A 24,088-nucleotide genomic window follows, 5' to 3' on the forward strand; every position below is an offset into this window, starting at 1 on the left:
AGCCTGGGCTGAACCTTCTTCTTTTTCGGCGGCTTAAACCGTTAAGCCAGCTTCTGCTGCGCCCAGGCCAGCCCGCTTTGGTACTCGCCCGGCAGCAGCGGCGCCAGCGCCTGCAGCGCCTGGCGCAGAACGGCGGCGCTCGGGTCGTTCAGATTGAGATGGCCGACCTTGCGGCCCGGGCGCACCTCTTTCTCATACCAGTGCAGATGCACCAGCGGCAGCGACAGCCACTGTTCGTTGACGGCGGTGCCGATCAGGTTGACCATCACCGACGGCGTGCTCACCACCGGCTGCGGCAACGGCAGGCCGAGAATGGCGCGCAGGTGCAGCTCGAACTGGCTGATGGACGCGCCGTTTTGCGTCCAGTGGCCGCTGTTGTGCACGCGCGGCGCCAGTTCGTTGATCAGCAGCCGATCGCCGACGATAAAGCACTCCATCGCCATCACGCCGACGTAGTTCAGCTCGTTCAGGATCGCCGCCAGCATCTGCTCGGCCTGTTGCTGCAGCGCCGGGTTGGGCTGCGGCAGCGCCACGCTGGTGCGCAGGATGCCGTCTTCATGCAGGTTGTGGGTCAGCGGGTAGAATACCGAACGGCCGTCGTGGCCACGCGCGCCCACCAGCGACACTTCGCCGGAGAAATTGATGCCTTGCTCGACGATGCACTCGCCATAGGCATCGGCCGGCAGTTCGGCTTCCTGCCCCGGGCGCAAGCGCCACTGGCCGCGGCCGTCATAACCGCCGACCCGGCGTTTGACGATCGCCAGCTCGCCCAGCGAAGCGAATACCTGCGGCCATTCGGCGGCGCTCGCCAGCAGCTGCCACGGCGCGGTCGCCAGGCCGAGCTGATCGAGCAGCTGTTTTTGCGTCAGGCGATCCGCCAGGCGCGGGAAAATGTCGCGGTTGACGAAGGCGCTGTGGGTCGCCAGCTCGCGCGTCAGCGCGGTTTCCGGCCAGCGTTCGATCTCGGCGGTAATGACGCTATTCTGATACGGCACCGCCTCGGGTTCGGCATCGATGCCGACAGGGTAAACGGCGATGCCCAGCGGTTCGCCGGCCTGGCGCAGCATGCGCCCCAGCTGGCCGTTGCCCAGTACGCAAACCGGCTTCATGCATCCTCCCGCGGGTCGGGGTGGTTCAAGACGTCTTCGGTTTGCGCCTGACGCCAGTCCGCCAAACGCTGCGCCAGCGCGGCATCGTGCAGCGCCAGGATCTGCATCGCCAACAGCCCGGCGTTGGCGGCGCCGGCTTTGCCGATCGCCAGCGTGCCCACCGGAATGCCGCGCGGCATCTGCACGATGGAGTACAGGCTGTCTACGCCGCTCAGCGCGGCGCTTTGCACCGGCACACCCAGCACCGGCACCAGGGTTTTCGCCGCCAGCATGCCCGGCAGGTGCGCCGCACCGCCGGCGCCGGCGATGATCACGTCAAAACCGTTGGCGGTAGCCTGCTCGGCGAAGCTGAACAGCTTGTCCGGCGTGCGGTGGGCGGAAACGACTTCGACATGGAAGGGGACATCGAGCTGGGTCAGGACTTCGGCGGCGAACTGCATGGTGGCCCAGTCACTTTTCGATCCCATTACAATTGCGATTTTCGCCCCGGTAGTGGCGGCTGAAGCGGCGTTGGCTCCCATGGGTGTAAGGCTCCTGTGATTTGTCTGGCGTCGGCTGAGGGCCGAATGAGGGCGTAGAGCATACCATGAGCGCACGGCGAGGAAAACGGTTGCGTCGCCGGTTTTCACCGTCGAAAGCGCGAATTTTCACTCGCGCGCCAGTCCGGAATTCAGAATGGGAATTGGATCAGCTCGACGGCGTCGGCGCTGACTTTGATCATCGATCCTTCGACGTGCCAGGCGCCCAGCACCGCGCGATGGGCTTCGCCGTTGCTCAACGCCAGCCGGTGCACCGCCGGGCGATGGGTATGGCCGTGGATCATCCAGTGCACGTCGTGGCGCAGCATGCTTTGCTCGACCGCCTGCGGGTTGACGTCCATGATGGCTTCCGACTTGTCCTGGTTGGATTGCTGGCTGCGGGCGCGCATTTTGGCGGCGATCTTCAATCGCCAGCGCAGCGGCAGCGCCAGGAACAATTTTTGAATCAGCGGGTTGTGCACTTTACGGCGGAATTGCTGATAGGCGTGATCGTCGGTGCACAGGGTGTCGCCGTGCAGGATCAGGATCCTGCGGCCGTACAGCTCCAGCACTTTCTCTTCCGGCAGCAACTGCATGCCGCTGGCGCGGGCGAAGCGTTTGCCGAGCAGAAAATCGCGGTTGCCGTGGATGAAGTAGCAGGGCACGCCGGCCTGTTGCAGCGCTTTCAGCGCCGCGGCGATCTCCGCGTGCAGCGGCTCGGGATCGTCGTCGCCGATCCAGGCTTCAAACAGGTCGCCAAGGATGTACAGCGCGTCGGCGTGCACCGCTTCGTGCCGTAAAAAACGCAGAAAACCGGCAGTGATTGCCGGTTCCTGTGCGCACAAGTGCAGATCTGCGATGAACAGCGTACTCATGCAGCCGCGATTACTCGCTGACGGTCACGCTGTTGATCACCACGTCTTCTACCGGTACGTCCTGGTGCATGCCGCTGCGGCCGGTTTTCACGCCTTTGATCTTGTTGACCACGTCCATGCCTTCAACCACTTCAGCAAACACGCAGTAGCCCCAGCCCTGCACGTTTTCGCCGCGGAAGTTCAGGAAGTCGTTGTCAGCCACGTTGATGAAGAACTGTGCGGTGGCGGAGTGCGGATCGTTGGTGCGCGCCATTGCCAGGGTGCCGATGGTGTTTTTCAGACCGTTGTTGGCTTCGTTCTTGATGGTCGCGTTGGTCGCTTTCTGGTTCATGCCCGGCTCGAAACCGCCACCCTGGATCATGAAGCCGTTGATCACACGGTGGAAGATGGTGTTGTCGTAGAAACCGGCGCGGCAGTAGTTCAGGAAGTTTTCAACGGTAACCGGCGCTTTGTCAGCAAAGGTCTTGATAACGATATCGCCGTGATTGGTGTGGAAAGTAACCATAGTTTTAATCCTAACAAGGTGAAGTGAGACGTCACGTAAAGCGAGTGAACATTCAGACCGCCCTTATAACATATCCGCCCCAGCGAGTCAGCAGCGGCTCAACCGCGCACTGTCTGTGGTAATCGCATTTGTGTTATATTATAACAATTGCGCCAGCCGCCGAATTTCACGCATTTTATTCGCGTGAAATCAGCAAAGCATGGCCTTAACCTTGCAATAGATCAGGCTTCAGGTTTCAATACGCTACCGGGCGGAAACCTGAAGCCCGGTTATCTTTTTTGTTATCACGCACACCACGGAATCTCCCGATGCTAAAGATTTTTAATACCCTGAGTCGTCAAAAAGAGGAATTCAAACCCATTCATGCCGGGAAAGTGGGCATGTACGTGTGCGGGGTAACCATCTATGACCTGTGTCACATCGGGCACGGTCGTACCTTTGTCGCTTTCGACGTGGTGGCGCGTTACCTGCGCTATCTCGGCTATTCGCTGAACTACGTGCGCAACGTCACCGACGTGGACGACAAAATCATCCGCCGCGCGGCGGAAAATCATGAGACCTGCGACCAGCTGACCGAACGCATGCTGGCGGAAATGCACGCCGACTTCGACGCGCTGCTGATCGATCGCCCGGATCAAGAGCCGCGCGCGACCCAGCACATCGCCGAGATCATCGAGATCACCCAGCGCCTTATCGATCGCGATCACGCCTACGTGGCCAGCAACGGCGACGTGATGTTCTCCATCGACAGCGATCCGCAATACGGGCTGCTGTCGCGTCAGGATCTGGATCAGCTGCAGGCCGGCGCGCGCGTGGAGATCGACGACGTGAAGCGCAACCCGATGGACTTCGTGCTGTGGAAGATGTCCAAGCCGGGCGAGCCGAGCTGGCAGTCGCCGTGGGGGCCGGGCCGTCCGGGCTGGCACATCGAATGCTCCGCCATGAACTGCAAACAGCTGGGCACCCACTTCGACATTCACGGCGGCGGTTCCGATCTGATGTTCCCGCACCACGAGAACGAGATCGCACAGTCGAGCTGCGCCCACGACGGCCCGTACGTCAATTACTGGATGCACTCCGGCATGGTGATGATCGACAAAGAGAAGATGTCCAAATCGCTGGATAACTTCTTCACCATCCGCGACGTGCTCGGCCATTACGATGCGGAGACGGTGCGTTACTTCCTGATGTCCGGCCACTATCGCAGCCAGCTGAACTACAGCGAAGAGAACCTCAAGCAGGCGCGCACCGCGCTGGAGCGCCTCTATACCGCGCTGCGCGGCACCGACGCCGACGCCGTGCCGGCCGGCGGCGAAGCGTTCGAAGCCCGCTTCCGCGAAGCGATGGACGACGACTTCAACACCCCGGAAGCCTACTCGGCGCTGTTCGATCTGGCGCGCGAGGTTAACCGCCTCAAGGGTGAAGACATGGCGGCGGCCAACGGCATGGCGGCGGAACTGCGCAAGCTGGCGAAGGTGCTCGGCCTGCTGCAGCAGGAGCCGGAGCAGTTCCTGCAAGGGGGCGCTCAGGTTGACGACGGCGAAGTGGCGGAGATCGAAGCGCTGATCAAACAGCGTAACGAAGCGCGCGCCGCGAAGGATTGGGCGCTGGCGGATGCCGCCCGCGATCGGTTGAACGAGATGAACATCGTGCTGGAAGACGGCCCGCAGGGCACCACCTGGCGCCGTAAGTAATCCGGCCGCAGGGAAAAACAAAAAAGGCGCTGAATTCAGCGCCTTTTCCTATGGCGGCGGGTCAGGGTTTAACCATGACCTTGCCGCCGTTGAACTCCACCACCTGATCGGCGACGATCTTGCAGCGCTTGCGGGTTTCGACCTTGCCGTCGACTTTCACCAGCCCTTCAGCGATGACTTCTTTGGCGGCGCCGCCGCTTTCACACCAGCCCTGGAACTTCAGCAGGTCGCACAGTTCGACGTGGGGATGATTGTCCAGATTGAAAATTTCCATACTGCCTTACTTATTTAGGTTGAACGTCGTGATATTCCTCGCAGGCCTGCAAGGTATTTTGGATCAGTGTAGCAACGGTCATCGGGCCAACGCCACCCGGCACGGGGGTGATGTAGGCGGCGCGCTCGCTGGCGGCGTCGAAATCGACATCGCCCACCACTTTACCGCTTTCCAAGCGGTTGATGCCGACGTCCACCACGATGGCGCCCGGTTTGATCCAGTCGCCCGGAATGAAGCCCGGTTTGCCAACTGCTACTACCAGCAGATCGGCGTTCTCGACGTGATGACGCAGATTCTTGGTGAAGCGGTGGGTGACGGTGGTGGTGCAGCCGGCCAGCAGCAGCTCCATGCTCATCGGGCGGCCGACGATGTTGGAGGCGCCGACCACCACGGCGTTCAGGCCGTAGGTATCGATGTTATAACGCTCCAGCAGGGTGACGATGCCGCGCGGCGTGCACGGGCGCAGTTTGGGGGCGCGCTGGCACAGGCGGCCGACGTTGTACGGGTGGAAGCCGTCGACGTCTTTGTCCGGGTGGATGCGTTCCAGCACCTTGACGTTATCGATGCCGGCCGGCAGCGGCAGTTGCACCAGAATGCCGTCGATTTCCTGATCGGCGTTCAACTGGTCGATCAACGCCAGCAGCTCGGCTTCACTGGTGGCAGCGGGCAGGTCGTAGGAGCGGGAAAGGAAGCCGACTTCATCGCAGGCGCGGCGCTTGCTGGCGACGTAAATTTGCGAAGCCGGGTTCTCGCCGACCAGCACAACCGCCAGCCCTGGGGCGCGTTTGCCGGCCGCCAGACGTTGTTTCACTTGCTCAGCCACTTCGTTTCTAACCTGCTGCGCAATCGTTTTACCATCAATAATCTTTGCTGACATCAGTGTGGAAATCCATCAATTAAGAAAAGCGGGGATGCCGCTATTCTGGCAGAAGCTGAGCGCGCTGTCAGGCGCAGAATCACCCTCGCGGCCGTTGCCGACGCCGATTTACGCTTTTTTTATGCCGGCCTCAGGATCCTCTACGCCATTTTTACCGGCACTTGGATACGCTGGGGCGGTTCACAGGGCGAAAGAGGGCAGGATCATGAGGGCGATAACCCGGCTTTACCCGTTGCATCATCAGCCTGACGAGCAACCGGCGGAGCCTAAACGCATAGGGGAAACGGTGTTCGATTCTTCGCTGCATCCGGCGGACAGCGCGCAACTCACCGCGCTGCATCGGCTCGGCAAGCATGAAGGAGTGCCGTCGTGGCGGGCGCGCCTGAGCGCGCTGTGGCGGAGGCTGTGCGCATGAAAGGCTGTGCCTGGGCAGGCTGCGCGCTGTTGCTGGTTTGGGCATCGGGGAGCCAGGCTTCTTTAAACAGCGCACGCCCTGACTCCGCTCTGGGGAAAAGAGGGGAGGCGACCTGCAACATGCAGGTGGTTGAGCATGCCGATTGGGGCGACATTACGGCGGTGGTGCAGTCCGCCCGCCTTTGCCTGCGGCGGGGCGATGGGCGGCAAGGTGCTGAGCGCGCGCCGATTTACGTAGGCTTTGGTCTGGCTCAGCATGGCGGCGCCCGGTTGACGGGAACCCTCGCCGCGCGGGCGCTGGCGGAAAAAACGCCATAAAGCACGGCCGCCGCCGTAACGTCATGAAAAGGCATTGACTCGCTAACCTCTGACCGTATAATCCCAACCCGCAGCCGCAGGTTGCCGCATCTCAATGCGCCCTTAGCTCAGTTGGATAGAGCAACGGCCTTCTAAGCCGTAGGTCATAGGTTCGAATCCTATAGGGCGTGCCATTACTCCCTTGATTTTCTTCCCCCTACTTGTTCCCTTGAAAACTCGACTGCGCTACCCGTACTCCCGTTGGCTCGCCGCTGAACGTCATGCTATGTTCATGCGTTAACTTTCAGTGAGTAGTAGAGAGAAAAATGCAAAGCTTATTCGTTTACGGCACCCTGGGGCCGGGCAGGCCCAACGCGCACATTATGGAAGCCATCGGCGGCAGCTGGGAAGAAGGCAGCGTCGGCGGCTCGCTGCTTAACGAAGGCTGGGGCGCCGAGATGGGCTACCCGGGCATCGTGCTGGATAACAGTGGCAATCGGGTGAACGGGTTTCTGTTCCGTTCAGCTAACCTCGTCAACCACTGGCCGACTCTCGATGCGTTTGAAGGTGAGGGTTATGAACGAGTGGCGGTCAGCGTCACCACCGCCGGCGGCGAAACCGTCGATTCGTTTATCTACATGCTGAAGAAATGATATGAAGCCGCCTCGCCGAGTGAGTGCGAGGCGCTTGACCCACCGGCAATTGAACCTTCGTTTATTTTGCCGCGCTACAATAGGCGAAAATTTCTCCACGGAGCCTATCGTGCGCAAATCCAGATTCCTGCTCGTGACCTTGCTGTGCCTGTGCGCCGCCGCCGTGCTATACGTTATGGCTTACCGGGCGTTGGGGCATTACCTCAGCGACGGCGAGCAAGCTTACCCGGATATCACTGTTGAAATCCGCTGAGGGCCGTGCGGCGCCGCGCTGATTGCGCCGATTTTTCGAACTTCGGCCGTTCGTCGCCGGGGGGGCAATACCGGCATCTTCAAGAGCGGCGGTTTGAGTCGCGCCTGTTCGTGGTGCGTTGAGAAAAATGTCATATTTCCCATTCGGCGTTACATCTGGCCGAGCAAACTTACGCGGGGATGACAGTTCTATACATTGGGATTGGTACTGTAGCTCTACCCGATGATGTTGTGTGTTATCCATTCCCTGTAGTGTATTACCCCATCCCTGTTAAGTTTATCCCGCCTTGCGCGGGATTTTTTTTATCTGCGCATGCCTGGCAGAGTAACGCGATTTTTTTGAATAACACCGTCAGTTTTATTCGGTATTCAGCCGCTGCGCGCTTGATTAGATTGAACGCGAGAGGGGCGCCGTCGGCGTCTTTGTGCAATGAGTGGAGAATTTCTATGGCGAAGACAGTAGTGGTGTTTCATTCCGGCTACGGCCATACCGAGCGTTTGGCGAAAGTCGTGGCGGAAGGCGCCGGGGCGGCACTGATCGCCATCGATCAGAACGGCGATATCAGCGACGAAGCCTGGCAGACGCTGGATGAGGCGGACGCCATCATCTTTGGTTCGCCGACCTATATGGGCGGGCCGTCGTGGCAGTTCAAGAAATTCGCCGACGCCAGCTCCAAGGCCTGGTTCGGCCGCAAGTGGCAGGACAAAGTGTTCGGCGGCTTTACCAACAGTGCCAGCCTGAACGGCGACAAGCAGGTGACGTTGATCGCGCTGCAGACGCTGGCTTCACAACATGGCGGCCTGTGGGTCAGCCTGGGGCTGCTGCCGGCCAACACCAAATCGGCGCAGCGCACCGACGTCAATAACCTGGGCGGTTCGGTGGGGCTGCTGGTGCAGACCCCGGCGGATGCCGGCGTGGATGAGATGCTGTCGGGCGATCTGGCGACCGCCAAGCTCTATGGCCAGCGCGTAGCGGGCTTTGCCGCCAAACTGGCGTAAGCCCTTCCGTGCAGAGAGGGCGGCGGTGCGGTTGAGCGGACGCCGCGTTCATTTTCTCTGCACAATTGGCGTGTAAGCTGCGAAATGTTATTAGCCTGCTTGGGCTAACACTGCATTTCGTACAAATATTCCCGGTTCCTAGGCCGGGTTTTTTGTTGCTAAGGTCTGCTTAAGCTTGCACCGCTATACTGCGCGGCAGCACGGGCATGCAAGGCATGGCCGTGTTGTAACTGTCGATTTGCTGTTGTTCAGGCAAGCCCGCGCTATGCGGGCTTTTTTGGGGTTGTTATTGCACGGGCGGCCCAGTTGCAGGAAAATAATCGCGCAGTTATTCAAACAGCATTCAACGACCAATAACCATAAACTTATTAATGTAATTAACGCCCTCGGCGGCCTATTACGCTATGCGCTATGCTGACAGCAGAGTGGGCATTATTTGCTGACGCTATGCGGGGGGAGTTCGCCGCAGGCGCATCAGGCTAAGAAAAGTCTGTTAATTAAATGTTAATGCTTTTTATTATTGATTTGTCTGGCTTTTTTGGTTGAAACTCGGATTGACTATCCCTCACTGGCCGGGCGAGAGAGTATGCACATTATTATTCTGGTTATTAGCAAAATATGGGCGAGGCGATGAACGCCAGAATAAACGCCAGGCATGGCCTGCCGCTAACGGTTCAGCTGATCAATCTTTTCATGCTGGCCTTTTTACTTTCCCTGGTGGGTATTCTTAGCCGGCCGATTGGCTCGCTTTCCTTATTTTGGCCGGTGAATGCGATTCTGCTCGGCCTGCTGCTGCGAAAACCCGTTTACGCCACGCCGCTCGGCTGGCTTACCACCTATCTGGGCATGGTCGCCGCCGATCTCAGCACCGGCGAAGGCTGGTCTCTGGCGCTGTGGCTGAACGCCTGCAACATGTCGCTGATCGCCGTCGGTTACGGCATCATGCTGATGCTGCCCCAATCTCAACGGCGCATGGGCAAACCCCAGGCGATACTCTATATGTTCAGCGCCAGCCTGGCCGGCGCGGCGGTGGCGTCGACGCTGTCGGTGCTGCGCAACGACAGCCTGTACAACAACACGGTGGTGGTCGCCTGGCTGGCCTGGTTCAGCGAGCAGTTCTCGACGACCTTGCTGCTGTTGCCGGTGCTGATGGCGGCGCCGCGGTTGAAGCAGCTGCTGCGCATGCAGGTGCGTTGGCGCCTGAAGGGCTGCCTGCCGCTGCTGGCGCTGCTGCTGTCGCTGATATTCAGCGTCTATATCGGCGGGCCGGGCGCTATCGCCTTCCCGATCCCGGCGCTGCTGTGGTGCGCGGTGCGCTACCCGCTGTTCCCCGTGACGTTGCTGACGCTGTTGACCGGCATGACCGAGATCAGCAGCATTTCCGCCAACCTGGTGCTGTACGAAACGCCGAACAACCACAACGCCTTCCTCGACACGCTGATGTCCGCCCGCTTGGGCATCGCCATGCTGGTGATGGGGCCGCTGATCCTCGCCAGCTCTATCGCCGCCAACCGCAAACTGATGCGGCGTCTGGAGCACAGCGCCAACCACGATTTTCTGACCGGGGTGCTGGCGCGCAGCGCGATGACGCGCAAAGCGGGCGAGCTGCTGGAACACAAGCACCGCTCGAAAGAGGCGGTGTCGCTACTGCTGATCGACATCGACCATTTTAAGCAGATCAACGATACGCACGGCCACAGCGCCGGCGATCAGGTTTTGGCGTCGTTCGCGCACATCGTGCGGCGCGAGCTGCGGCACGATCAGCTGTTCGGCCGCCTGGGCGGAGAAGAGTTCGCCATCATGCTGCCGCGCGCGCTGGCGGCGCAGGGCGTGGCGCTGGGGGAACATCTGCGCCGGCTGGTGGAGCAGGCGGAACTGCAGGCGGAAGGCAAACAGACGCTGAAAATCACCATCAGCGTCGGCGTCGCCAGCCTGGCGATGAATGAGGTGAAATCGCTGGAGCAACTGATGAATATGGCGGATATCGCGCTGTATCGCGCCAAATCGCAGGGGCGTAATCGGGTGGAGTCGTTCAACGTGGTGAGCGGCAACAGCGTCGAGCATATCCTGTTCCGCTAGGGCTCGACGCTGGGCAACCGGCGCTTACAGGCTTTTCAGCGCCTTAATGGTCTCATCCATATCGATCTCGTGCTCGGAGAAGGTATGGGTGGTGTTCTGGAAGGTGGTAATGGTCAGCATGCGCAGCGTTTGCATGGTCTGCGCCTGATCTTCTGACTGCGGGCGAATGCGGTTCATCAGCAGGCCGACCGACAGCACAGTGTTCTCTTTATCCACGTCGGCTTTGGCCGGCACTTCCTTGGTGAAGGTATTGAACGACTTGATGCTGGCGATCTTGATTCTTTCATTGGCGATGATGATGTATTTGCTGGGCGCCAACACTTTAACCGCATAAGCCGACGGGCCTTTGGTGTTGTTGGTCGGTTCGAAGGTCACCGCCGCGTTTTTCTTAATCAGCTCCGGGTTTTGCACTTTAATCACGTGAAAATAACGATTTTCTCCGTTCTCGTCGGTAATAAAGCCGAAGCCTTTGTCTTCAAAAAAAGTCGTTATCTTGCCGTTCATCGCTATTCTCACAAAAGGGTTCTATACAGCGCTTATGATAGCGCGGAATGCCTTGCAGCGACAGATTGCGCGGGCGGCATTTCGTCATGCGATAACGGCATTTAGCGGCTTTCCCCCCACATGCTATGTTCATGCTGACTTCATTCAATGCGTAAAGGAATAGCGATGGGCATCAAACGTCTCAATCACGCCGTGCTGTATGTCAGCGACGTGCGGCAGAGCGCCGACTTTTATCATCAGGTGTTGGGGTTCAAGCTCAAGCCGTCCGACAGCCCCGATCGGGCGGTGTTTACCCAGGCCGCCGATTCGGACAACGATCACGATTTGGCGCTGTTCAGCAAGAACCTGGGCCAGCAGCGCGCCGGGGTCTTTCGCGCCAACAACGAGCCGCCGGCGGAGCATGAGCCAGCGGCCGGGCTGTACCATCTGGCCTGGGAAGTGGACAGCCTGGAAGAGCTGGAGCGCATTCGTCACCAGCTGGCCGAACGCGGCATTCTCGGGCTGGAAGAGGATCACGGCGTGCACAAAAGCATTTATGGCCACGATCCGGACGGGCTGCTGTTCGAGGTGACGTGGTTTATTCCGCCGGCGTTGCTGACCGACGAGGACAAAAACCAGCAGGGGATCCGCCCGCTGGATTTCGCCGCCGAGAAGCGGCGCTTCGCCGGCCGGTAAGCAGCTCGGGTACGGGGCGCCGCGGCGCCCCGACGATCACAGCACTTTGTTGAGAAAGTTGACGGTGCGCGGATGCTGCGGCTGGGCCAGCACTTGCCTGGCGTCGCCCTGCTCGACGATCTGTCCATCGACCATAAACACCACCCGATCCGCCGCTTCGCGCGCAAAGCCGATTTCATGCGTGACCACCACCAGCGTGACGCCCAGATCCGCCAACCCCTTTATCACATCCAGCACTTCGCCGACCAGCTCGGGATCGAGCGCGGAGGTCGGTTCATCGAACAGGATCACCTTCGGGTTCAGCGCCAGCGCGCGCGCGATGGCGATGCGCTGCTGTTGGCCGCCGGAGAGGTGGCGCGGGTAGGCGTCCGCCTTGTGGCGTAGTCCGACGGTATCCAGCAGTTCATAGGCCACCGCTTTCGCCCGTTCGCGAGAGTGGATCTTGTGCACCACCGGCGCTTCGATGATGTTTTCCAGCACCGTCAGGTGCGGGAACAGGTTGAAATTCTGGAACACGTAGCCGACGTTGATGCGTTGCCGAAGGATGGCCTTTTCCTTCAGCTCATACAGCCGGTTGCCTTTGCGGCGGTAGCCGACGTAGTCGCCGTCGATGCGGATAAAGCCTTCGTCCACGCGTTCCAGGTGGTTGATCGCCCGCAGCAGCGTCGATTTACCGGAGCCGGAAGGGCCGAGGATCACGGTGACGGTGCCCGGCTGCAGCGTCAGGCTGACGTCGTCCAGCGCCTTGTGCTTGCCGAAGAACTTGCTGACGTTGCTGATTTCGATCAGGCCGCGTGCCGGCACCGGGGTGAGATTGCGCGCCGGCTGTTCGGGCAAGGCGTAATAATCAATGGCTTCAGACATGCGGGTCTCCTAACGTTTTAGCCAGCCGGCCAGTTGCTGCCAGGGCGTCGGCGGCAGTTCGCGCACCGCGCCCCGGGCGAAATAGCGCTCGATGTAGTATTGGATCACCGACAGCGCGGTGGTGATGAACAGATACCAGACGGTGGCGACCATCAGCAGCGGTATCACCTGCTGGGTGCGGTTATAGATCACCTGAATGGTGTAAAACAGCTCCGGCAGCGCCAGCACGTAAACGATCGAGGTGCCTTTCGCCAGGCTGATGATCTCGTTGAAGCCGGTCGGAATAATGGAGCGCAGCGCCTGCGGCAGAATGATGCGGAAGGTGCGGCGATAGCCCGGCAACCCCAGCGCCGCCGCCGCTTCGTGCTGGCCGTAATCCACGCCCAGGATGCCGCCGCGGATGATCTCGGCGGTGTAGGCGGACTGCACCAGCGTCAGGCCCAGCACCGCCACGGCGAACTGGCCGAGAATGTCGATGGTCGGGTAGCTGGCGAACACCACGGAGGTGAAGGGAATGCCCAGCGAGATGGCGTCATACAGATAGGAAAAGTTGTACAGGATGATCAGCACCAGAATCAGCGGCAGCGAGCGAAACAGCCAGATATAACCCCAGGCCAGCGACGCCAGCAGGTAAGAGCGCGACAGCCGCGCCAGCGCCAGCAGGGTGCCGAACAGGATGCTGAACAGCGTGCCGAGCAGCGTCAGCAGCAGGGTTTGCCCCAGCCCTGCCAGCACCGCCGGCGCGAAGAACCACTCGGCGAACACGCCCCATTCCCAGCGCGCGTTGCCCGCCACCGATTGCACGATGGCGGCCAGAATAAACAGCGAAAACAGCGCGCCGATCAGCCGCAGCGGATAGCGGGCGGGCACCACTTTCAAGACTTCTTGTTTGGACATGTCATGTCTCCTGATACAGATTAAGGGGCCTTAGGCGATTTTCCTTTCCGACGCGCAACAACACGCGTCCTCTGCAATCAGGCTTTTGCGGAACGGCAGGCGGCCATCGTAGGGTGGGCGACTGTATATCTCGCTGTCGACGGTGGGATCGAACTGCGGCTGATACCCGTTGCTCAGATACAGGCCCACCGCTTCGGGCTGGCGAAAGCCGGTGGTTAGATAGAGCCGGCGATATCCCTGCGCCAGCGCCAGCGTTTCCAGCTGCTGCAGCACCCGCTGCGCCAGGCCCTGGCGGCGCAGGTCGCCCCGCGTCCAGATGCGCTTCAGCTCGGCGGTTAGCGCGTCATAGCGTTTGAAGGCGCCCATGGCGATCGGCGCACCGGCGCGCAGCAGCACGATGAAGGCTCCTTGCGGTGGCGCGTATAGATCCAGCGCTTCCGGTTCCTGGTCACCAAAATAGTCGCCGTAGCGCTGACGATATTCGCCGAACAGCCCTTCGATCACCGGGGCGATCAGCGGGTCGGTCGGCAGCGTCTGAATGAAGGTGTCTTGCGTCATCGCGCGCTCCTAATCGCCCTGGCCGGGCGGGTTGATTTCCGACTGCGCAAGGCGTTCGGCGCTCTCGCCCCAGCGGTTGACCATGGCGTTCGCCTGCGGGTTCTTCGGCGCGTGAATAGGGGGGGCATAGGTCTGCAAATCGATGCCGGTGCCCGCCTGTGCGGCGCCGGTCAGGCTCGGCAAGGCCGCCACGAGGGCGGCGGTAACGGTTTTCTGCATAGCGGGTATCCCTGAAAGCGATCTTATTATTGGGTGAATCTGTTCAACGGGCGCTTCAGGCCTAGATGTTCACGCAACGTGTCGCCGTGGTACGCCTGGCGGAACAGGCCACGTTGCTGCAGGATGGGCACTACCCGATCGACGAAGTGGCCGAAGGCGTTGGGCGTACCGCCGCTGATGATGAAACCGTCGGCGGCTTCGCCGTCGAACCAGCGTTGCAGGCCATCCGCCACCGCTTCCGGCGTGCCGCTGAACACCGGGCGCGGCGAGGCGGCTTCCAGCGCCACCTGGCGCAGCGTGAGGTTGCGCTCGCGGGCGCTGCGCTTGATGGCGTCGGTGGTGCTGCGGAAGCTGTTTTGCCCCAGATCGCCGATGTCGGGGAAGGGGGCGTCCAGCGGATGGCGGGCGAAATCGTAATGCTCGAAGTAGCGGCCGAGGTAGTTGAGGGCATTCTCGATGCTGACCAGGCGGGCGGTCTCCTGGTACTGGCGCTCGACGTCCGCGTCGTCGTCGCCGACGATCACGCTGACGCCCTGGAAGATGCGCAGATCGTCCGGTTCGCGCCCCTGTTCCACCAGCTGCCGCTTCACGTCCTGGTAGAAATCCTGCGCCTGCTCCAGCGTGTCGTGATGGGTGAAGATCGCATCGGCGTGTTGGGCCGCCAGCCGTTTGCCGTCTTCGGAGGCGCCGGCCTGGAACAGGATCGGGCGCCCCTGCGGCGTGCGGCCGATGTTCAGCGGTCCCTGCACCGAGAAGAACTCCCCCTGGTGATTGAGAGTGTGCAGTTTGCCGGCGCGGAAGAATTCGCCGCTGGCCTTATTACGCACGAAGGCGTCGTCTTCCCAGGAATCCCACAGCCCTTTGGCAACGTCGAGAAACTCGCCGGCGATGCGGTAACGCAGGCTGTGCTCCGGGTGTTCTTTGCGCGAGAAATTTTTGGCCGAGCCTTCCAGCGGCGAGGTCACCACGTTCCAGCCGGCGCGGCCGTTGCTCAGGTGATCGAGGCTGGCGAACTGGCGGGCGACGGTGAACGGATCGCTGTAGGAGGTGGAGAGGGTGCCCACCAGGCCGATTTTATCGGTGGCGGCGGACAACGCGGCCAGCAGGGTGAGCGGTTCGAAACGATTAAGAAAATGCGGAATGGACTTTTCGTTGATATATAGCCCATCGGCGACGAAGACGAAATCGAATTTCCCCTGTTCGGCTTTTTTCGCCGTGGCGATATTAAATTCGAGGTTGATGCTGGCGTCGGCGGTGGCGTCCGGGTGGCGCCAGGCGGACATATTTCCCGATGCGCCATGCAGAATGGCGCCCAGCCGCAATTGCCGTTGATTAGTCGCGTTGTCGCTCATCGTGATTATCCTGTCATGCGCCGCAGAGGCGCGCGGTGTCTGATGTGCCCACTATTGATGAGCGGCGGCGGGATGTAAAACAACAAAACAGCATATTCAAATGTTGAAAATTGCAAATATCACGGCGAGCGAAAAAATAATCCCCGACGCGGCATCCTCTGCGTCGGGGAAATACGCTTTACCGTTATTCAGGCGTTGCTGAGGGCTTTTTCCGGCGTGGTGGTTAATTGTTGCAGCGTGCGTTCCGCCAGCAGCGTGAAATATTGCGCGGCGGGGAACAGAGCGCGTTCATCGGGATTGAAACGCGGATGATGCAGGCCGAATTCGCTGGCGGAGCCGATGCTGACGAATACGCCCGGCACATGGTGCAGATACAGCGCGAAATCTTCACCGCCCATCTGCAGTTCCGCCTCTTCGACCCGGTAGCCGGCCTCGGCGGCGACGGTTTTGCTGAACGCCGCCCAATGCGGATCATTGATTACAGCCGGCGGCCCCGGCTGCCAGCGGAGTTCGGCCTGCGCGCCCAGCGCGGCGGCAACGCCGTCGATCACCTGGCGAATTTTGTCCGGTACCTGGCGGCGCACCGCGTCGCTGTGGGTGCGCACCGTGCCTTCCAGCTCCACGGTTTGCGGCAGCACGTTCCAGGTATTGCCGCCTTCGATGCGCGTTACGCTCACCACCAGCGATTCCAGCGAGCTGAAGCTGCGGCTGGGCAGCGTCTGCAGTGCGCCGACGATCTGGCTGGCGGTGACGATGGTGTCGACGCCCTGTTCCGGTTTGGCGGCGTGCGCGCCTTTGCCGGTGATGAGGATCTGGAAGCGATCGACGTTGGCGTAGAACGGCCCGGCGCGGGTGGCGAAGGTGCTGGTGGGCAGCTCCGGCGCGTTATGCAGGCCAAATACCGCCGCAACGTTATCCAGCGCGCCAGCGTCGATCAGATGTCGGGCACCGTTGAAGGTCTCTTCCGCCGGCTGGAAGAAGATGCGCACCGTGCCGGGCAGGTCGGCCTCACGCGCTTTGAGCAGGTGTGCGGCGCCGAGCATCACCGAGGTGTGAAAGTCGTGGCCGCAGGCGTGCATCACGCCGCGGTTTTGCGAGCTGAAGGGCACGTCGGCGATTTCGTCGATCGGCAGGGCGTCAATGTCACCGCGCAGCGCGATGATCGGCCCCTTGCCGCTGCCAATCTCCGCCACGACGCCGGTTTTCAGCGCCAACGGCAGCAGGCGAATGCCCGCCTCTTGCAGCCAGCGGGTCAGCCGGGCGGTGGTGGCGAATTCGTGATTGGAAAGCTCCGGGTTTTGGTGCAGCTCACGCCGATAGGCGATGATTTTGTCTGCCAACTGGCTGGTCATAGGCTTGGCTCACAGTGGGAAATAAACCCTAACCCTAGTGCAGTGGCCGCCGAAGCAAAAAGACCATCTGGTTATATTTCATAGCGATTGCGTCTGCATGGGGGCGTCAACGCTGGGGTAAGCGGGCGGGTTTGGCCGTTCGCGCATTGTTCGCCGGCGCGTGGAGAGGATTGACCTGGAACGGGAGCTTATCGCAACCGGTGCAATCCATTTACACCGGGCTACACGGATTTTTTCACTCTTTATCGGATTTCTGTGATCGCGGTGGTGGACAAAATCCTGCCTGCTTGCTGTACTGTAATCGACACAGGTTTTGTGTCTTTCATTCACGTTAAAGGTAAGTTTGATGTCTAAGATTAAAGGTAGCGTTAAGTGGTTTAATGAATCCAAAGGCTTCGGTTTCATTACTCCGGAAGATGGTAGCAAGGACGTTTTCGTTCACTTCTCTGCCATCGTTAGCAACGGTTTCAAAACGCTTGCTGAAGGCCAGCGTGTAGAGTTTGAAATCACGAACGGTGCCAAAGGCCCATCTGCCGCTAACGTTACTGCTATCTAAGCTGCGTAGCTGAATTTCTTAAAACCCGCTCATTGAGCGGGTTTTTTATTGGGCGCGTTATGCCTCGCTGCGGCGGGCCAACAGGCTGAACAGCAGGATGGCGATGGCGTAACAGCCGACGATGGTCAGCGCCATCGACAGGCCCGAGGTGCCGCCCAGCCCGGTGAGCGGCACGGCGCAGGCGCCGAGGGCGAACATGCATACGCCGATCAAGGCCGAGGCGCTGCCCGCTTTGTCACCCTGGCTTTGCATGGCCAGCGAAGAGGCGGTCGGGCCGACGATGCCGATCACCGCCACCGAAAAGAACAGCGGCACCAGCAATACGACCAGCGGCGCATGCAGCGCGGCGGCCAACAGCAGCAACAGCGATGCGGCGGCCGCCAGCGTTAGCCCGCTCTTCAATACCCGACGCTCCCCCCAACGCGAACTGAGGCGGCTGGCCAGCTGCGCCGCAATGATCAGCCCGACGCCGTTAATGGCGAAGCACAGGCTGAACATCTGCGGGCTGAGGCCGTAGATCTGCTGCAAGACGAAAGGCGAGGCGCCGATATAGGCGAACATGCCGGCCATCACGAAGCCTTGCGTCAGGCACAGGCCCATGAAATAGCGCTGGGTCAGCAACCCGCCCAGCGACATCAGCATCGCCAGGATACCGCCCTGGCTGCGGCGTTCTACCGGCAGGGATTCGCGCAGCTTCAGCGCCGACAGGCTGAACAGCAGCACGGCGATGGCCGCCAGCACGCCGAAGATGCCGCGCCAGTTCATCACCTGCAGCATCACGCCGCCCAGCACCGGCGCGACGATCGGCGCCAGGCCGTTGACCAGCATCAGCAGGGCGAAGAAGCGGGTCAGCTCATGGCCGGCGTACAGATCGCGGGCGATGGCGCGAGAAATCACCGCGCCACCGGCGCCGGCGATGCCCTGCAGCAGACGGGCGATCAGCAACTGGTCGATGGTGGGCGCGAGGGCGCACCACAGCGAAGCGCCCAGCAGCAGGATCAGCGACAGCAACAGCGGGCGCATGCGGCCCAGTTTGTCGCTGTAAGGGCCGAAAATCAGCTGGCCGACGCCCAGGCCGAGCAGCCCGGCGGTCAGGCTGAGCTGTGCGGCGGCGGTGGAGGTATTCAGTTCGCCCGCCATTTCCGGCAGGGCGGGTAGATAGAGATCGGTGCACAGCGGCCCCAGCGCGGCCAACAGGCCAAGCACGACGGCGTACACCAGACGTTGTCTGGCTATGTGTTTGGTCATGGGAGATTAGCGTTTCCTGAACAGGTGAGAAATGGCCTGCTGATACAGATCGCGCAGCAGGGACGCATCGGCTTTTTGCGTGGTAAGGATACGGTAACCGGTGCCTTCGCTCATGACGGCGATAAACTCCACCCTCGCGGCGATCTCTTCCGCGCTGAAATCGGGATACAGCCGCTGCAGGTTGTGGCACACGTGGCGAAACAGCCGCGCTTCCGCATCGCTGAGCATTTTGGCTACCACCGGGTTGCGCGTGGCCTCGGCGGTCACTTCCAGCATCAGCATGTGATCGGTTTCGCTCTCGCCCGGCTGCTGAAACAGCGTGCGCGCCGCCAGCGTGTCGGCGATCAGGTTGATGTGATCGCCAAGGTTTTCCAGCCGCTGCATCTTGCTGGCGATGATGCGGTTGACGATCTCTTCGATAATCGCGTCTTTATTGGCGAAATAGCGATAGATTTGCCCGACGCTGAGCTGCGAGCCCTGGGCGATCTCCGCCATGCTGGCGGCGTGGAAGCCGTGGCGGCGGAAGCTGGTTTTCGCCGCTTCGACGATCTGATCGCGGCGGGCCTGCACCTTGGCCTGTTTACTGTCGTTGGGGGAGAGCATCTGCCCGATCCTTTGCTACGCGTGAGCCAGGTTCACATTTCTGGGTGTGAACGTTCATTCTCAATTGTAGTGTAACCGGCGGGAAAGACGCAACATGAACGCGTGCTGCGGGAAAAAGCGCTTAAGCGAACAGGTAGGATTTGATAAAGGCGGCGACGATCAGCACGCACAGCGCAACGGCAATCGCTTCGGCGGCGGTTTTCGGCAGGCTAAACATAGCGGTTTCTCATCCAGTCAGGAGTACTGGATGAGATTATGCGCATGCAAGATTAAGGAAACATTAAGGGCTTAGCGCCCGTTGACCCACATCACCAGCATGAAAGCCAGCAGCGTCATCGCCAGCGAGCCGGCCAGGTTGAGCAGCATGTTGGCCAGCGCCCAGCCGAAGCGGCCATCCTGCATCAGGTATACCACCTCCAGCGAAAAGGTGGAGAAGGTGGTCAGGCCGCCGCAGAAGCCGGTGGTGATCAGCAATTTCCAGGTGGGATCCAGATGCGTCATGCGGGTGAAAATCGCCATCGCCAGGCCGATGATAAAACCGCCGAGCAGATTGACCATCAGCGTACCGAGCGGAATGTGGGCGTTCAGCGGGTTCATTTTCATGCTTACCGCCCAGCGCAAAACGCTGCCGACGCCGCCGCCGATAAATACGGCCAGTAAAGAGCTCAACATGGGGCAACTCCCTTTCAATCAGAGAAATTCACGGGGTTCGGAAAGGGACAGGCGTAACGCTACGCGCCTCTCTCCGAGAGGTTACGTAGACATCATCAGCCTGTGAAGGCGGTTAGGGAGGAATGTCATCTCCAGCGTGCCGCACGGCCTTTTTCGCCGCACCGGATGGATGTTACACCTAACGCCGCCTATTTTGTAGTATCGACAATCTGCGAGGTCACCCCATGAAAATCAGAACGGCGCGCCTGAGCGATCGCCGAATTAATGACGGCGCTGGATTATCCCGGCACCGAGGCGCTGCTGGTGGCGGTGGAAAGCGAGCGGGCGCATGCGTTTTACCGGCGTGAAGGCTTTGTCGAAGCGCCGAAGTATTTTGCCAAGTTATTAAACCAGTCAGTTAGTCGCCCGTCGGCGCCGCCGTTTCCAGCCGGTTACGGCCATTTTGCTTCGCCCGGTAAAGCGCGCCGTCGGCCGCTTTCAGCCAGTCCAGATAACCGCCCAGCGCGGGGTGGTAGTTGGCGATGCCGGCGCTGATCTGCAGCCGCAGCTGTGGCGCCTCTTTGAAGATGACGGCGTCCAGCCGCTGCTGGATGCGCCGCAGGACGGTTACCGCCTGTTCGGCGCTGGTGTTCGGCAGCACTGCGCCAAACTCGTCGCCGCCGTAGCGCCCGACGATATCCACGTTGCGCAAGCCGATCAGCAGCTCTTCCGCCAGCGCCGCCAGGGCCTCATCCCCTAAAGCGTGGCCGAAGGTGTCGTTGATGGTTTTGAAGCGATCGATATCCATCAGGATCAGCGTGGCGTTGTCCTGGTAGCGGCGGCAGCTGTCAAACTGGCGATGCAGCAGGTGCTCCCAGTGGCGGCGGTTGTACAAGCCGGTCAGCCCATCGCGAGTGCTGATGCGTTGCAGCTCCTGTTTCTTTTTCGCCAGCCGCTTGGCGGTGCGGTAGGTCACCAGCCCGAGCAGCGTCGGGTACAGGTAGATCATCGGCAGGCACAGATAGATTTGCAGCGGCGTGCTGTGCGGTTGAAACGGGAAGCCGAGCAGCGCGCCGGTCAGCGCCGCCGTGGCCAATTGAATCGCCAACCCTTTGACAAACAGCGCTTTGCCGGCGGAAGCGATGTTGTTCATGCTCATCATCGACAGGATGACGATCGCCGGCAGCGCATTGAACGCCATCATCGCGGCCCAGAAGCCACCGAAGGCGGAGTCGATCAGCAGGTTGCGGATCTCGGCTTTGAACGGATCTTTGGCGCGGCGGGCCAGGTGGTAGGCAAGATGCGGCCAGAGAAAGCCGTGAAAGGCCAGCAATAGCCAGACCGCCGTGGGCGGAGCCAAGGGGTAGAGCGCGGCGCAGACGCAGATAAAGCCGAGTCCCAGGCCGGCGACGCGGGGCAGATAGGTGCGTTTGGCGAAGCTGAGGCCGGATTTTCGGGCATCGAAAATGGGTGGAGCAATATACATCCGGCATCTCCCTGATAAGTATCACGGCAGCGTATCATGCGGGCGATAAACTAAGAATAGTCTGGAATCCGTGCCGTGCGGCCGCGTGGCATTCCTGCGACGGATCTCACTCTGTTACATGTTGCGGTTGTGCGAGCCGAAGGAAAGTCGCTAAATATTCGCAGGCAAGGTCAGTTTTTCTCGCTGTTCACGCAGCGCTCTATGATAAGAAGGTGAGTATGGAAGGTATCAGCATTACCAAACTTCTGGTGATTGCGGTGTTGGTGATTTTACTGTTCGGCACCAGCAAACTGCGTACGCTCGGCGCCGATCTTGGCGCGGCGCTGAAAGGCTTTAAAAAAGCCGTGGGCGACGACAGCACGCCGCCGGCCGCCGGCAACAACGCCGCTGAAAGCCAGTCCGCTCAGCAGAGCGTCGAAAAGAAAGACGTTTAACCCCGCCTGGTGGCGCGCAATAAAAAACGGATGCCTTGCGGACATCCGTTTTTTTGGCGTTTCCGCCGTCTTTAGCGTAACAAACTATTACGCGTTATTTCACTTCCATCCCTTTGGCCTGCAGATCGGCGTGGTAAGACGAACGCACGAACGGGCCGCAGGCGGCGTGGGTGAAGCCCATCGCCATCGCTTCTTCTTTCATCTCGTCGAACTCGGCCGGGCTGACGTAGCGCTGCACCGGCAGGTGGTGACGGCTCGGCTGCAGGTATTGCCCCAGCGTTAGCATGGTCACGCCGTGGCGGCGCAGATCGCGCATCACTTCGACGATTTCCGCGTTGGTTTCGCCCAGGCCGACCATCAGGCCGGATTTGGTCGGGATATCCGGGTGCGCTTCTTTAAAGCGCTCCAGCAGCTTCAGCGACCACTCGTAGTTGGCGCCCGGGCGCACCTGGCGATATACGCGCGGCACGTTTTCCAGGTTGTGGTTGAATACGTCCGGCGGCGTGGCGGTGAGGATTTCCAGCGCGCGATCCATACGGCCGCGGAAGTCCGGCACCAGCGTTTCAATTTTGATGTTCGGGCTCTTGGCGCGGATGGCCGAGATGCAGTCGGCAAAGTGTTGAGCGCCGCCGTCGCGCAGATCGTCGCGGTCAACCGAGGTGATCACCACATAACGCAGCGCCATGTCGGCGATGGTTTGCGCCAGCTTTTCCGGCTCGTTGGCGTCCGGCGCGATCGGGCGGCCGTGGGCCACGTCGCAGAACGGGCAGCGGCGGGTACAGATGGCGCCGAGGATCATGAAGGTGGCAGTGCCGTGGTTGAAACACTCGGACAGGTTAGGGCACGAAGCTTCCTCACAGACGGAGTGCAGGCCGTTTTTACGCATGGCGGCTTTGATGCCCTGAATGCGCGTTGAGTCGGCAGGCAGTTTGATCTTCATCCACTCGGGTTTACGCAACAGCTCCTGCCGTTCGGTGACCACCGTTTTGACCGGGATCAGCGCCATTTTGTCAGCATCGCGGTATTTGACGCCGCGTTCCATCTGAATTGGTTTACTCATAATCGTGCAGGTTCCAGTTACGAAGCTCGACCGTCTGGTAGCCGAGTAAATGAACAAATTCCTGTACCAGGATTGGGTGTATGTCTTCAATGCCAACGCCGGGCGCCAGCGCGCTGACCTGCGTCATCTGCATGCCGGCGTAACCGCAAGGGTTGATGCGTTGGAAGGGGCTGAGATCCATCGCCACATTCAGGGCCAGGCCGTGGAATGAGCTGCCTTTGCGGATCCGCAAACCCAACGAACAGATTTTCTGCTCCCCCACGTACACGCCCGGCGCATCCGGACGGGCGCGCGATTCGAGGCGGAAGTGGGCGAGGGTGTTGATAACCGTATCTTCTATCGCCGTGACCAATTGGCGTACGCCGACCTTGTTGCGTTTCAGATCGACCATCACGTACATCACCTGCTGGCCCGGCCCGTGGTAGGTCACCTGGCCGCCGCGATCGCTCTGAATCACCGGGATATCGCCGGGCATCAGCACATGCTCGGCTTTGCCGGCCTGGCCCTGGGTGAACACCGGGTGATGCTGCACCAGCCACAGCTCGTCCGGCGTGGTCTCGGTACGACTGTCGGTGAAGTTATGCATGGCTTGGGATACAGGCGCGTAGGGCTGCAACCCCAGCTGACGCAAAATGATCTTGTCTGGTTGCAAAAGAGTCATCGTCAGGTTACAGAAGTGGTAAAGCCATTATACCGGGCGCTCCGGTCTGCGGCCAGCCTTTCGCTGACCAAAAATGCGCAACCCGGGAAGACGCTGCGCCATCCCGGGTTGATAAGCAGGGGTTTATGCTGGAATTACAGCACCATGCGAACAATTTCAATGTTACCCAACTCTTCGTACAGGGTTTCGACCTGCTCGATGTGAGTGGCGTTGATGGTGATGGAGACCGAGTGGTAGTTGCCTTTGCTGCTCGGCTTGACCTGCGGGTTGTAGTCGCCCGGCGCATGGCGCTGCACCACTTCAACTACCTGGTCAACCAGCTCAGGCTGCGCCAGGCCCATCACCTTGTAGGTAAACGGGCAAGGGAATTCGAGCAGTTCGTTCAGTTTAGTTTTTTGCATGTGCGTGCGCTCCAGAGTGCT

General features: G+C 60.5%; 30 protein-coding genes, 1 tRNA gene and 1 riboswitch. Of the genes, 11 read left to right on the plus strand and 20 right to left on the minus strand.

All coding sequences use genetic code 11. The annotated features are described in order from the left end of the window. Positions 1-41: 41 nt before the first annotated feature. From purK to ppiB, 4 genes are all read right to left on the minus strand, one after another. Positions 42-1,109, minus strand: coding sequence for a 5-(carboxyamino)imidazole ribonucleotide synthase (gene purK / locus ACJ8PI_RS01330; protein WP_164134430.1), 1,068 nt, complete (start codon positions 1,107-1,109; stop codon positions 42-44). Next, positions 1,106-1,630: a 5-(carboxyamino)imidazole ribonucleotide mutase gene (gene purE, locus ACJ8PI_RS01335; protein ID WP_033653219.1), complete on the minus strand. Its 525-nt coding sequence runs from the start codon at positions 1,628-1,630 to the stop codon at positions 1,106-1,108. Before purE ends, purK begins: the two co-directional genes overlap by 4 nt. 149 nt (positions 1,631-1,779) lie before the next feature. After that, a complete protein-coding gene (locus tag ACJ8PI_RS01340; RefSeq protein ID WP_060387367.1) occupies positions 1,780-2,502 on the minus strand; it encodes a UDP-2,3-diacylglucosamine diphosphatase in 723 nt (240 codons plus the stop codon). Between the two features lie 10 nt (positions 2,503-2,512). Continuing rightward, on the minus strand, positions 2,513-3,007 hold the full coding sequence (gene ppiB / locus ACJ8PI_RS01345; RefSeq protein ID WP_004940183.1) for a peptidylprolyl isomerase B: 495 nt from the start codon (positions 3,005-3,007) through the stop codon (positions 2,513-2,515). A gap of 308 nt (positions 3,008-3,315) precedes the next feature. Here ppiB and cysS point away from each other — a divergent pair, with 308 nt between their 5' ends. After that, entirely contained in the window at positions 3,316-4,701 is a 1,386-nt protein-coding gene (cysS, locus tag ACJ8PI_RS01350) for a cysteine--tRNA ligase (protein ID WP_041033731.1), read from the plus strand. A gap of 61 nt (positions 4,702-4,762) precedes the next feature. Here cysS and ybcJ read toward each other — a convergent pair whose 3' ends face one another. Then, complete coding sequence (ybcJ, locus tag ACJ8PI_RS01355) at positions 4,763-4,975, minus strand: ribosome-associated protein YbcJ (protein ID WP_015376914.1); 213 nt, start codon at positions 4,973-4,975, stop codon at positions 4,763-4,765. Between the two features lie 10 nt (positions 4,976-4,985). After that, positions 4,986-5,852, minus strand: a complete 867-nt coding sequence (gene folD / locus ACJ8PI_RS01360; protein ID WP_033637396.1) for a bifunctional methylenetetrahydrofolate dehydrogenase/methenyltetrahydrofolate cyclohydrolase FolD — start codon at positions 5,850-5,852, stop codon at positions 4,986-4,988. Positions 5,853-6,057: 205 nt separating this feature from the next. Here folD and ACJ8PI_RS01365 point away from each other — a divergent pair, with 205 nt between their 5' ends. The 7 genes from ACJ8PI_RS01365 to ACJ8PI_RS01395 all read left to right on the plus strand — a co-directional run bounded on the left by ACJ8PI_RS01365 (position 6,058) and on the right by ACJ8PI_RS01395 (position 10,546). Further along, a complete protein-coding gene (locus ACJ8PI_RS01365; protein WP_172668113.1) occupies positions 6,058-6,267 on the plus strand; it encodes a hypothetical protein in 210 nt (69 codons plus the stop codon). Beyond that, positions 6,264-6,584: a hypothetical protein gene (locus ACJ8PI_RS01370; protein ID WP_070099211.1), complete on the plus strand. Its 321-nt coding sequence runs from the start codon at positions 6,264-6,266 to the stop codon at positions 6,582-6,584. Before ACJ8PI_RS01365 ends, ACJ8PI_RS01370 begins: the two co-directional genes overlap by 4 nt. A 96-nt stretch (positions 6,585-6,680) precedes the next feature. Next, positions 6,681-6,757, plus strand: a tRNA-Arg gene (locus ACJ8PI_RS01375). Between the two features lie 132 nt (positions 6,758-6,889). Further along, on the plus strand, positions 6,890-7,216 hold the full coding sequence (locus ACJ8PI_RS01380) for a gamma-glutamylcyclotransferase family protein (protein WP_033647222.1): 327 nt from the start codon (positions 6,890-6,892) through the stop codon (positions 7,214-7,216). Positions 7,217-7,325: 109 nt separating this feature from the next. Next, positions 7,326-7,469: a hypothetical protein gene (locus ACJ8PI_RS01385; protein ID WP_162882640.1), complete on the plus strand. Its 144-nt coding sequence runs from the start codon at positions 7,326-7,328 to the stop codon at positions 7,467-7,469. A gap of 446 nt (positions 7,470-7,915) precedes the next feature. Beyond that, positions 7,916-8,467 carry a flavodoxin family protein gene (locus ACJ8PI_RS01390; RefSeq protein ID WP_041033835.1) on the plus strand — a complete coding sequence of 184 codons (552 nt, stop codon included), beginning with the start codon at positions 7,916-7,918 and terminating at the stop codon, positions 8,465-8,467. 630 nt (positions 8,468-9,097) lie between these two features. Then, positions 9,098-10,546: a GGDEF domain-containing protein gene (locus tag ACJ8PI_RS01395; RefSeq protein WP_033653356.1), complete on the plus strand. Its 1,449-nt coding sequence runs from the start codon at positions 9,098-9,100 to the stop codon at positions 10,544-10,546. Between the two features lie 24 nt (positions 10,547-10,570). On the opposite strand, the gene ACJ8PI_RS01400 is transcribed toward ACJ8PI_RS01395, so the two are convergent. Beyond that, entirely contained in the window at positions 10,571-11,050 is a 480-nt protein-coding gene (locus tag ACJ8PI_RS01400; RefSeq protein WP_033647218.1) for a cold-shock protein, read from the minus strand. Positions 11,051-11,215: 165 nt separating this feature from the next. Here ACJ8PI_RS01400 and ACJ8PI_RS01405 point away from each other — a divergent pair, with 165 nt between their 5' ends. After that, positions 11,216-11,725 (plus strand): VOC family protein, encoded by a 510-nt coding sequence (locus ACJ8PI_RS01405; protein ID WP_049235220.1) that lies wholly within the window; start codon positions 11,216-11,218, stop codon positions 11,723-11,725. A 36-nt stretch (positions 11,726-11,761) separates the two neighbouring features. On the opposite strand, the gene ACJ8PI_RS01410 is transcribed toward ACJ8PI_RS01405, so the two are convergent. The 6 genes from ACJ8PI_RS01410 to ACJ8PI_RS01435 form a co-directional block, all read right to left on the minus strand. Next, the gene (locus ACJ8PI_RS01410; protein WP_015376924.1) at positions 11,762-12,589 is read right to left on the minus strand and encodes an amino acid ABC transporter ATP-binding protein; all 828 of its coding nucleotides are present in this window, start codon (positions 12,587-12,589) and stop codon (positions 11,762-11,764) included. 9 nt (positions 12,590-12,598) lie between these two features. Further along, positions 12,599-13,486 carry an amino acid ABC transporter permease gene (locus tag ACJ8PI_RS01415; protein ID WP_033647216.1) on the minus strand — a complete coding sequence of 296 codons (888 nt, stop codon included), beginning with the start codon at positions 13,484-13,486 and terminating at the stop codon, positions 12,599-12,601. 30 nt (positions 13,487-13,516) lie between these two features. Next, the gene (locus tag ACJ8PI_RS01420; RefSeq protein WP_033653215.1) at positions 13,517-14,044 is read right to left on the minus strand and encodes a GNAT family N-acetyltransferase; all 528 of its coding nucleotides are present in this window, start codon (positions 14,042-14,044) and stop codon (positions 13,517-13,519) included. 9 nt (positions 14,045-14,053) lie between these two features. Continuing rightward, a complete protein-coding gene (locus tag ACJ8PI_RS01425) occupies positions 14,054-14,263 on the minus strand; it encodes a hypothetical protein (RefSeq protein ID WP_239509785.1) in 210 nt (69 codons plus the stop codon). 26 nt (positions 14,264-14,289) lie between these two features. Then, positions 14,290-15,615, minus strand: coding sequence for an LLM class flavin-dependent oxidoreductase (locus tag ACJ8PI_RS01430; RefSeq protein WP_039566954.1), 1,326 nt, complete (start codon positions 15,613-15,615; stop codon positions 14,290-14,292). Positions 15,616-15,803: 188 nt separating this feature from the next. Further along, positions 15,804-16,967, minus strand: coding sequence for a M20 peptidase aminoacylase family protein (locus tag ACJ8PI_RS01435; RefSeq protein WP_060438995.1), 1,164 nt, complete (start codon positions 16,965-16,967; stop codon positions 15,804-15,806). Positions 16,968-17,313: 346 nt separating this feature from the next. Here ACJ8PI_RS01435 and cspE point away from each other — a divergent pair, with 346 nt between their 5' ends. Then, complete coding sequence (cspE, locus tag ACJ8PI_RS01440; protein WP_004940030.1) at positions 17,314-17,523, plus strand: transcription antiterminator/RNA stability regulator CspE; 210 nt, start codon at positions 17,314-17,316, stop codon at positions 17,521-17,523. 57 nt (positions 17,524-17,580) lie between these two features. Here the strand turns inward: cspE and ACJ8PI_RS01445 are convergent, their stop codons facing one another. From ACJ8PI_RS01445 to ACJ8PI_RS01460, 4 genes are all read right to left on the minus strand, one after another. Next, positions 17,581-18,771: a multidrug effflux MFS transporter gene (locus ACJ8PI_RS01445; protein ID WP_164134429.1), complete on the minus strand. Its 1,191-nt coding sequence runs from the start codon at positions 18,769-18,771 to the stop codon at positions 17,581-17,583. A gap of 6 nt (positions 18,772-18,777) precedes the next feature. Beyond that, complete coding sequence (locus tag ACJ8PI_RS01450; protein WP_164134428.1) at positions 18,778-19,374, minus strand: TetR/AcrR family transcriptional regulator; 597 nt, start codon at positions 19,372-19,374, stop codon at positions 18,778-18,780. Positions 19,375-19,662: 288 nt separating this feature from the next. After that, positions 19,663-20,046 (minus strand): fluoride efflux transporter CrcB, encoded by a 384-nt coding sequence (crcB, locus tag ACJ8PI_RS01455; RefSeq protein ID WP_060429629.1) that lies wholly within the window; start codon positions 20,044-20,046, stop codon positions 19,663-19,665. 79 nt (positions 20,047-20,125) lie between these two features. After that, a riboswitch (Fluoride riboswitch) is annotated at positions 20,126-20,188 on the minus strand. A gap of 255 nt (positions 20,189-20,443) precedes the next feature. Next, positions 20,444-21,511: a diguanylate cyclase gene (locus tag ACJ8PI_RS01460; protein ID WP_060429631.1), complete on the minus strand. Its 1,068-nt coding sequence runs from the start codon at positions 21,509-21,511 to the stop codon at positions 20,444-20,446. A gap of 218 nt (positions 21,512-21,729) precedes the next feature. On the opposite strand from ACJ8PI_RS01460, the gene tatA reads away from it, so the two are divergent. Next, positions 21,730-21,945, plus strand: coding sequence for a Sec-independent protein translocase subunit TatA (tatA, locus tag ACJ8PI_RS01465; protein ID WP_004940019.1), 216 nt, complete (start codon positions 21,730-21,732; stop codon positions 21,943-21,945). Positions 21,946-22,039: 94 nt separating this feature from the next. Here the strand turns inward: tatA and lipA are convergent, their stop codons facing one another. From lipA to ybeD, 3 genes are all read right to left on the minus strand, one after another. After that, entirely contained in the window at positions 22,040-23,005 is a 966-nt protein-coding gene (lipA, locus tag ACJ8PI_RS01470) for a lipoyl synthase (RefSeq protein ID WP_025301835.1), read from the minus strand. Next, positions 22,998-23,666: a lipoyl(octanoyl) transferase LipB gene (gene lipB, locus ACJ8PI_RS01475; protein WP_033637424.1), complete on the minus strand. Its 669-nt coding sequence runs from the start codon at positions 23,664-23,666 to the stop codon at positions 22,998-23,000. Before lipB ends, lipA begins: the two co-directional genes overlap by 8 nt. 134 nt (positions 23,667-23,800) lie before the next feature. Continuing rightward, the gene (ybeD, locus tag ACJ8PI_RS01480; RefSeq protein ID WP_033637425.1) at positions 23,801-24,067 is read right to left on the minus strand and encodes a DUF493 family protein YbeD; all 267 of its coding nucleotides are present in this window, start codon (positions 24,065-24,067) and stop codon (positions 23,801-23,803) included. Positions 24,068-24,088: the final 21 nt, after the last annotated feature.

Origin of the sequence: Serratia sp. CY82433, from assembly GCF_052166535.1 — a bacterium.
Taxonomy (GTDB): Bacteria; Pseudomonadota; Gammaproteobacteria; order Enterobacterales; family Enterobacteriaceae; genus Serratia; species Serratia sarumanii.

Excerpts from the sequence above, each read along its gene's own strand:
- purK (WP_164134430.1), bottom strand. The coding sequence starts at position 1,109 with ATGAAGCCGGTTTGCGTACTGGGCAACGGCCAGCTGGGGCGCATGCTG.
- purE (WP_033653219.1), bottom strand. The coding sequence starts at position 1,630 with ATGGGAGCCAACGCCGCTTCAGCCGCCACTACCGGGGCGAAAATCGCA.
- ACJ8PI_RS01340 (WP_060387367.1), bottom strand. The coding sequence starts at position 2,502 with ATGAGTACGCTGTTCATCGCAGATCTGCACTTGTGCGCACAGGAACCG.
- ppiB (WP_004940183.1), bottom strand. The coding sequence starts at position 3,007 with ATGGTTACTTTCCACACCAATCACGGCGATATCGTTATCAAGACCTTT.
- cysS (WP_041033731.1), top strand. The coding sequence starts at position 3,316 with ATGCTAAAGATTTTTAATACCCTGAGTCGTCAAAAAGAGGAATTCAAA.
- ybcJ (WP_015376914.1), bottom strand. The coding sequence starts at position 4,975 with ATGGAAATTTTCAATCTGGACAATCATCCCCACGTCGAACTGTGCGAC.
- folD (WP_033637396.1), bottom strand. The coding sequence starts at position 5,852 with ATGTCAGCAAAGATTATTGATGGTAAAACGATTGCGCAGCAGGTTAGA.
- ACJ8PI_RS01365 (WP_172668113.1), top strand. The coding sequence starts at position 6,058 with ATGAGGGCGATAACCCGGCTTTACCCGTTGCATCATCAGCCTGACGAG.
- ACJ8PI_RS01370 (WP_070099211.1), top strand. The coding sequence starts at position 6,264 with ATGAAAGGCTGTGCCTGGGCAGGCTGCGCGCTGTTGCTGGTTTGGGCA.
- ACJ8PI_RS01380 (WP_033647222.1), top strand. The coding sequence starts at position 6,890 with ATGCAAAGCTTATTCGTTTACGGCACCCTGGGGCCGGGCAGGCCCAAC.
- ACJ8PI_RS01390 (WP_041033835.1), top strand. The coding sequence starts at position 7,916 with ATGGCGAAGACAGTAGTGGTGTTTCATTCCGGCTACGGCCATACCGAG.
- ACJ8PI_RS01395 (WP_033653356.1), top strand. The coding sequence starts at position 9,098 with ATGAACGCCAGAATAAACGCCAGGCATGGCCTGCCGCTAACGGTTCAG.
- ACJ8PI_RS01400 (WP_033647218.1), bottom strand. The coding sequence starts at position 11,050 with ATGAACGGCAAGATAACGACTTTTTTTGAAGACAAAGGCTTCGGCTTT.
- ACJ8PI_RS01405 (WP_049235220.1), top strand. The coding sequence starts at position 11,216 with ATGGGCATCAAACGTCTCAATCACGCCGTGCTGTATGTCAGCGACGTG.
- ACJ8PI_RS01410 (WP_015376924.1), bottom strand. The coding sequence starts at position 12,589 with ATGTCTGAAGCCATTGATTATTACGCCTTGCCCGAACAGCCGGCGCGC.
- ACJ8PI_RS01415 (WP_033647216.1), bottom strand. The coding sequence starts at position 13,486 with ATGTCCAAACAAGAAGTCTTGAAAGTGGTGCCCGCCCGCTATCCGCTG.
- ACJ8PI_RS01420 (WP_033653215.1), bottom strand. The coding sequence starts at position 14,044 with ATGACGCAAGACACCTTCATTCAGACGCTGCCGACCGACCCGCTGATC.
- ACJ8PI_RS01425 (WP_239509785.1), bottom strand. The coding sequence starts at position 14,263 with ATGCAGAAAACCGTTACCGCCGCCCTCGTGGCGGCCTTGCCGAGCCTG.
- ACJ8PI_RS01430 (WP_039566954.1), bottom strand. The coding sequence starts at position 15,615 with ATGAGCGACAACGCGACTAATCAACGGCAATTGCGGCTGGGCGCCATT.
- ACJ8PI_RS01435 (WP_060438995.1), bottom strand. The coding sequence starts at position 16,967 with ATGACCAGCCAGTTGGCAGACAAAATCATCGCCTATCGGCGTGAGCTG.
- cspE (WP_004940030.1), top strand. The coding sequence starts at position 17,314 with ATGTCTAAGATTAAAGGTAGCGTTAAGTGGTTTAATGAATCCAAAGGC.
- ACJ8PI_RS01445 (WP_164134429.1), bottom strand. The coding sequence starts at position 18,771 with ATGACCAAACACATAGCCAGACAACGTCTGGTGTACGCCGTCGTGCTT.
- ACJ8PI_RS01450 (WP_164134428.1), bottom strand. The coding sequence starts at position 19,374 with ATGCTCTCCCCCAACGACAGTAAACAGGCCAAGGTGCAGGCCCGCCGC.
- crcB (WP_060429629.1), bottom strand. The coding sequence starts at position 20,046 with ATGTTGAGCTCTTTACTGGCCGTATTTATCGGCGGCGGCGTCGGCAGC.
- ACJ8PI_RS01460 (WP_060429631.1), bottom strand. The coding sequence starts at position 21,511 with ATGTATATTGCTCCACCCATTTTCGATGCCCGAAAATCCGGCCTCAGC.
- tatA (WP_004940019.1), top strand. The coding sequence starts at position 21,730 with ATGGAAGGTATCAGCATTACCAAACTTCTGGTGATTGCGGTGTTGGTG.
- lipA (WP_025301835.1), bottom strand. The coding sequence starts at position 23,005 with ATGAGTAAACCAATTCAGATGGAACGCGGCGTCAAATACCGCGATGCT.
- lipB (WP_033637424.1), bottom strand. The coding sequence starts at position 23,666 with ATGACTCTTTTGCAACCAGACAAGATCATTTTGCGTCAGCTGGGGTTG.
- ybeD (WP_033637425.1), bottom strand. The coding sequence starts at position 24,067 with ATGCAAAAAACTAAACTGAACGAACTGCTCGAATTCCCTTGCCCGTTT.